This window comes from Kineococcus glutinatus, from assembly GCF_039542765.1.
Classification (GTDB): Bacteria; Actinomycetota; Actinomycetes; order Actinomycetales; family Kineococcaceae; genus Kineococcus_A; species Kineococcus_A glutinatus.
This window is the reverse complement of the sequence record NZ_BAABIL010000151.1, coordinates 1-4,889: the sequence shown is the minus strand read 5'-3', so window position 1 is coordinate 4,889 and position 4,889 is coordinate 1. Positions and strand designations below refer to the sequence as shown.

The following is a 4,889-nucleotide window of genomic DNA, read 5'->3' as shown; positions in this document are numbered from 1 at the left end:
CCAGCGCCGATGGTACTGCCCCCGCCAGGGGGTGGGAGAGTAGGACACCGCCGAACAACCATTACATCGAGGCCCCGTTGTCCCACTGCACAGTGGGACAACGGGGCCTCGATGCGTTGTGCTTGCGATCGAGTGCGCGTCAAGGTGTGCGTGAGGCCCGCTCACACCTCAGCAGCCAAGGTCGCCACGTTCTCCAGGTCACGCAACCTGCCGTCGTGCGTGGTGGCCATCGGAGCGACCACTGCGGTCGTGACCCCAACCGCCCGGTATGCACGCAACCGCTGCCGGATCTGGTCGGGTGCGCCGACGAGGCACGTGGCGTCGAGGAATCCTTGCGGTACGGCTAGCGCGGCATTGCGGTGCTCCTTCGCGAGGTAGAGGCGCTGGACCTCGTCCGCGGCCTCGCCGAAACCCATGTCGGTCGCCAGTCGGTGGTAGAAGTTCGTCGATCGCGAGCCCATGCCCCCGAGGTAGAGCGCCGTGTGAGCGCGCACGCGCTGCTGCGCATCGGCCAAGGCTTCTCCGGACGCGCCGGTGATCACCATGGGGATGGTCGGTGCGATGTCGAACGCCGGCGCTCCTTCGCGCGCCGTGGCGTGGGCGCGCCCCGCGGACAGCTGCTCGAGCTGTGCCTGCCCGTGCTCGGGACTGAAGTAGACGGGGAGCCAGCCGTCGGCGATCTCGCCCGCCAGGGCGACGTTCCGCGGACCCACCGCCGCGAGATAGATCGGCAGGTCCGGTCGTGGTGCCGGCAGCGCCAGCCGCAAGGGCTTCCCCTGACCGCCCGGCAGGGGAAGCTGCCAGTGCTCACCGCTGTGGGTCAACGGCTCACGCGCGAGCGCGGCGCGGACGATCTGGACGTACTCACGGGTGCGGGCGAGGGGAGCGTCGAAGCGGACGCCGTGCCACCCCTCCGACACCTGGGGGCCGGAGACGCCGAGACCCAGGCCGAAGCGACCACCGGTGATGCCGTCCAGCGTCGCTGCCGTCATCGCCGTCGCCGCCGGTGTCCGCCCGGGGATCTGCATCACCGCGGACACCAGGTGGATGCGTCGTGTCTGTGCTCCGAGCCAGGCCAGCAGCGTCGGTGCGTCCGAGCCGTAGGCCTCGGCGACGTGGACGGCGGCGAACCCCAGGTCCTCGGCGCGCCGGACCAGTTCCAGCGCCTCCGCCGCCGCACTGCGAGGATCGCCGACGAGGTAGCCGAGGCTCAAGCCGAGTCGCACGAGGCCAGACTAGGCGCCCGGTCCGGCGTGACGCCCCGGTACGACTGCGGGGACGTAAGTCAGGAACCGGTGCGCTGCTGGTCGTCGCGCAGGTCCACCAGGGTGGGTGTGGCGCGGTGGTGGCGGCCCTTGCTGCCACGCTTGGCGCGGTACATCGCGTCATCGGCCTGGTGCAGGACGTGCCGGGAATCCGTGGTGCGGTCCGCGAGGGCGACACCCACGCTGACACCCACCTCGAACCGCCAGCCCGCGACCTCGAACGGCAGGCGCATCGCATCCACGACGCGCTGCGCGACGGCGTAGGCGGCCGACTCGTCGGGCAGGTCGGGGCACACCACCGCGAACTCGTCACCGCCGATGCGGGCCACCGTGTCGCCGGGGCGCACCGCCGCCTGCAGCCGGCACCCCGTCTCGATCAGCACCTGGTCCCCGGCGGCGTGACCACCCGTGTCGTTGACGGGCTTGAAGTCGTCGAGGTCGCAGTACAGCAGGGCCACCTGGCGCCCGGAGCGGCCGGCGGCGCCGAGGGCGTGGCGCAGCCGGTCCTCCAGGAGCACCCGGTTGGGCAGCCCCGTCAGCGCGTCGTGCATCGCGGCATCGCGCAGCCGGCGCTGCGCTGCGCGGCGCTGCGTGCAGTCGATGACCTGCACCACGGCCGCCACGTCGGAGCCGCCACCGTCCGCCGTGGGCCACGTCGCGATCGCGAGCTCCAGCCACGTGTCCCCCAGGCCGTGCCGCAGCTCCCCGTGCCAGGAACCCTCCGCGCCGCGGGCCAGGGCTCGCACCGCCCTGACGAAGGTCTCGCGGTGCCCCGTCCAGACCTGCGACGCCCAGTCCGAGCCGGTGGGGATGCGCTCGTGGCCGCCGAGGAGGGCAGCCAGCCGGTCGTTGACCCGCACCACGACCGCGTGCCCGTCCGGCTGCAGCCGGAGCAGCGCCACCCCGAGGAGGGCGTCGTCGAAGGTGCGGCGGAAGAGCTCCTCCCGCTCCCTGGCGCGCTCCAGGGCGCGGTCGCGGGCCCGGACCACGAGGGCCATCGCCAGCGCCACCGCGGTGGCGGTGAAGAGCAGCGCCTGCAACACCGGCACCTGCTGCGAGACGGGCAGCTCCCGGTAGGGGCCGAGGTCCGCGCGGGTGCCTGCTGCCGCGATGACGGCGACCAGCAGCAGCCCCACCAGTGCGCGGCCCGGCCTGGTGCGCGCAGCCGCCCACAGCACCGGGATGACGACGGTGAAGGACCACGAGGTGGTGCCGGTGGTGCAGAAGACCGCGACGGCGACGAGGGCGCACGCCCCCAGCGCGGCGACGTCCTCGGCCTGCCGGGTCACCCGCCGCCGGGCCGGTGGCTGCGCGGGGAGGGCGGCGTCGGGGCGCTCACCCGCCAGCAGCAGCAAGGGCATTACGAGCAGCACGCCGAGCAGCTGCGTCCGGGCGCCCGCCGCGGGGTCCAGCGCGGGTTGCAGGGCTGCCTGGACGCCGGTGCCGGCCCCTGTGCCCAGCAGGACGCCGAGGCCCAGCATCCAGGTGTCGCGCGCCCGCCGCAGCAGGGGACCGCCCGGGTTGGTGCGGGCGACCAGCTCTGCCGCCACGAGGCACTGCACCGCGGCGGCGAGGGCGTGGGCCAGCGCCGGCACCGGGGGCACGCTGCCGCCCAGCGCGCCGGCCGCGGTGCCGACGAGGGTGCCCAGGGCGATCCAGCCGCGCTGGTGGGGGCGGCGCAGGGCGAGCGCCAGGACCACCCCGGCGCCCGGCCACCAGGCGGTGGCCGTGATGTCGGGAGCGCTCCACAGGTGCAGGCAGGCGGCGCCCAGGGCCGCGACGAGCAGGGACGTGGTGAGGGCCAGCCGCGGCCCCTCGTGGCGGATCGCGGGCGCAGCCGCCACGTCCTCGTGAGCCGACACGGTGGGCGGGTCGCTGCTCATCGTCCGTCTCTCCCCCTCCCGCGGTGCCCGTACCGGGTGCCGCGCGCCACTGGACCGGCACCTGGGCCGCGGTGCGCCGCCCCCGCTGACCGCACCGCCATGAACACTACTGTGCGCACATCCTTGCGTACTTGGTGTCATCCTCGCCGGTTCGTGGTGTGCGTGTCCGGCCGACGCCGCGGGCCGATCGCGACCGAGCGCCCGGCGCCGTCCCGGCGGCGACCTGGGGGATGCTGCTGCGGTGAGCACCCACCTCCCCGACGTCCCCGGTGCGCCTGCCCGCAGCGCCACCCACTGGGGCGCCTTCAGCGCCCGTCGGCGGGCCGAGGGCGTCCTCGACATCCACCCCCACCCCGCCGACGAAGCCCCCTCGGCGCTGCTGGCCAACCTCGCCGCCGCCACCGCCGCCCGCGGCCGCGTGCTGCGCCCCCACGTGCGTCGCGGCTGGTGGGAGGACGGCCCGGGCCCCGACGCGCGTCGCGGCCGCGACGGATGGCTCACCGTCGGCTGGGACGACGTGCTCGACCGCCTCGCCGCCGAGTTCGCCCGCGTGCGGGACCGGCACGGCAACGCGGCCATCTTCGGCGGTTCCTACGGCTGGGGCAGCGCCGGTCGTTTCCACCACGCCCAGAGCCAGGTGCACCGCTTCCACAACGCCATCGGCGGCTGCACCCGCTCGGTGGCCACCTACAGCCACGGTGCCGCCGAGGTGCTGCTGCCCCACCTCGTCGGGGACCTCGCGCCCCTGGAGAACCCCACCTCGTGGTCCGTGGTCGCCGAGACCACCGAGCTGCTGGTCTGCTTCGGCGGCCTGCCCGCCAAGAACTCCGCCGTCAGCTACGGCGGCACCACCCGCCACGTCGTGCCCGCCGCGCTGCGCCGCATGCGCGAGCGCGGCGCCCGCTTCGCGCTCGTGAGCCCCCTGCGCGACGACCTCGCCGCCGACCTCGACGTCGACTGGTGGCCCGTCGTGCCCGGGACGGACACCGCGCTGCTGCTCGGGCTGTGCTCCGCGCTCGTCCAGGAGAGCCTGCACGACGAGGACTTCCTGCGGCGCTGCTGCACCGGGGTGGAGGAGTTCCTCGACGCCCTGCGCGGTGGTGACGACGGCGTCGCCAAGACCCCCGAGTGGGCCGCGGGCATCACCGGTGTCGACGCCGGGCGCATCCGCCGCCTCGCCCGCGACATGGCCACCTCCCGCACCCTGGTCACCGTCAGCTGGTCCCTGCAGCGTGCCCGCCACGGTGAGCAGCCCGTCTGGGCCGCCCTGGCGCTGGCGGCGCTGCTCGGGCAGATCGGCCTGCCCGGTGGTGGCTTCGGCCACGGCTACGCCTCCACCGGCGGGGTGGGCCGCCCCGTCCGCCGCCACGCCCTGCCGACGCTGCCGCAGGGCGCCAACCCCGTCCGCGGGCGCATCCCCGTCGCGCGCATCGCCGACGCCCTGCTGCACCCCGGCGAGGAGTACGACTTCGACGGTGGGCGCCGCCGCTACCCGGACCTGCGGCTGGTGCACTGGTGCGGCGGCAACCCCTTCCACCACCACCAGGACCTCGCCCGGCTGCGCGAGGCCTTCACCCGGCCCGACACCGTCGTCGTGCACGAGCCGTTCTGGACGGCCACCGCGCGGCACGCCGACGTCGTGCTGCCGTCCACGACACCGCTGGAGCGCGACGACGTCAGCGCCGCCCGCTACGACGACCACCTGCTCGTCATGGAGCGGGTGCACGAACCGCTGGGGGAG

General features: G+C 74.9%; 3 protein-coding genes. 1 reads left to right on the top strand and 2 read right to left on the bottom strand.

Annotation, left to right across the window (positions count from 1 at the left end; genetic code table 11):
- Window positions 1–161: 161 nt before the first annotated feature.
- Both ABEB16_RS06570 and ABEB16_RS06565 read right to left on the bottom strand, forming a co-directional pair.
- Window positions 162–1,226, bottom strand: coding sequence for an LLM class F420-dependent oxidoreductase (locus ABEB16_RS06570; RefSeq protein WP_345711457.1), 1,065 nt, complete (start codon window positions 1,224–1,226; stop codon window positions 162–164).
- Window positions 1,227–1,285: 59 nt separating this feature from the next.
- Complete coding sequence (locus tag ABEB16_RS06565; protein ID WP_345711456.1) at window positions 1,286–3,148, bottom strand: diguanylate cyclase domain-containing protein; 1,863 nt, start codon at window positions 3,146–3,148, stop codon at window positions 1,286–1,288.
- A 241-nt stretch (window positions 3,149–3,389) separates the two neighbouring features.
- On the opposite strand from ABEB16_RS06565, the gene ABEB16_RS06560 reads away from it, so the two are divergent.
- Window positions 3,390–4,889: molybdopterin-dependent oxidoreductase (locus ABEB16_RS06560; protein ID WP_345711455.1), on the top strand; the 1,500-nt coding region annotated here is incomplete at its 3' end.

Coding starts and splice junctions, on each gene's coding strand:
- ABEB16_RS06565 (WP_345711456.1), bottom strand. CDS start 3,148: ATGAGCAGCGACCCGCCCACCGTGTCGGCTCACGAGGACGTGGCGGCT.